General features: G+C 55.6%; 1 rRNA gene. It reads left to right on the top strand.

The features are described from left to right. Positions 1–42: 42 nt before the first annotated feature. Positions 43–1565: ribosomal RNA gene (locus BLR68_RS17650) — 16S ribosomal RNA — on the top strand. Positions 1566–1654 lie beyond the last annotated feature (89 nt).

Genomic DNA, 1654 nt, shown 5'->3' with positions numbered 1-1654 from the left:
CTCGCTGCTTCGGCCTATTCCGGTCGTTGTCAGTATTTTTCTTTTACGGAGAGTTTGATCCTGGCTCAGGATGAACGCTGGCGGCGTGCTTAACACATGCAAGTCGAACGGTGAAGCAGAGCTTGCTCTGTGGATCAGTGGCGAACGGGTGAGTAACACGTGAGCAACCTGCCCCTGACTCTGGGATAAGCGCTGGAAACGGCGTCTAATACTGGATATGAGCTGCGACCGCATGGTCAGCAGTTGGAAAGATTTTTCGGTCTGGGATGGGCTCACGGCCTATCAGCTTGTTGGTGAGGTAATGGCTCACCAAGGCGTCGACGGGTAGCCGGCCTGAGAGGGTGACCGGCCACACTGGGACTGAGACACGGCCCAGACTCCTACGGGAGGCAGCAGTGGGGAATATTGCACAATGGGCGAAAGCCTGATGCAGCAACGCCGCGTGAGGGATGACGGCCTTCGGGTTGTAAACCTCTTTTAGCAGGGAAGAAGCGAAAGTGACGGTACCTGCAGAAAAAGCGCCGGCTAACTACGTGCCAGCAGCCGCGGTAATACGTAGGGCGCAAGCGTTATCCGGAATTATTGGGCGTAAAGAGCTCGTAGGCGGTTTGTCGCGTCTGCTGTGAAATCCCGAGGCTCAACCTCGGGTCTGCAGTGGGTACGGGCAGACTAGAGTGCGGTAGGGGAGATTGGAATTCCTGGTGTAGCGGTGGAATGCGCAGATATCAGGAGGAACACCGATGGCGAAGGCAGATCTCTGGGCCGTTACTGACGCTGAGGAGCGAAAGGGTGGGGAGCAAACAGGCTTAGATACCCTGGTAGTCCACCCCGTAAACGTTGGGAACTAGTTGTGGGGTCCATTCCACGGATTCCGTGACGCAGCTAACGCATTAAGTTCCCCGCCTGGGGAGTACGGCCGCAAGGCTAAAACTCAAAGGAATTGACGGGGACCCGCACAAGCGGCGGAGCATGCGGATTAATTCGATGCAACGCGAAGAACCTTACCAAGGCTTGACATATACGAGAACGGGCCAGAAATGGTCAACTCTTTGGACACTCGTAAACAGGTGGTGCATGGTTGTCGTCAGCTCGTGTCGTGAGATGTTGGGTTAAGTCCCGCAACGAGCGCAACCCTCGTTCTATGTTGCCAGCACGTAATGGTGGGAACTCATGGGATACTGCCGGGGTCAACTCGGAGGAAGGTGGGGATGACGTCAAATCATCATGCCCCTTATGTCTTGGGCTTCACGCATGCTACAATGGCCGGTACAAAGGGCTGCAATACCGTGAGGTGGAGCGAATCCCAAAAAGCCGGTCCCAGTTCGGATTGAGGTCTGCAACTCGACCTCATGAAGTCGGAGTCGCTAGTAATCGCAGATCAGCAACGCTGCGGTGAATACGTTCCCGGGTCTTGTACACACCGCCCGTCAAGTCATGAAAGTCGGTAACACCTGAAGCCGGTGGCCCAACCCTTGTGGAGGGAGCCGTCGAAGGTGGGATTGGTAATTAGGACTAAGTCGTAACAAGGTAGCCGTACCGGAAGGTGCGGCTGGATCACCTCCTTTCTAAGGAGCACTGCACTCTTCGGAGTGACAGAGCCGGTTTCGAGACGAATGTTCTCGGCCGGAGCTCATGGGTGGAACATTTGACAAGG

Source organism: Microbacterium sp. 77mftsu3.1 (genome assembly GCF_900100525.1).
GTDB lineage: Bacteria > Actinomycetota > Actinomycetes > Actinomycetales > Microbacteriaceae > Microbacterium > Microbacterium aquilitoris.
The sequence above is the reverse complement of the archived record's forward strand: the minus strand, read 5'-3'. Positions and strand labels throughout refer to the sequence as shown.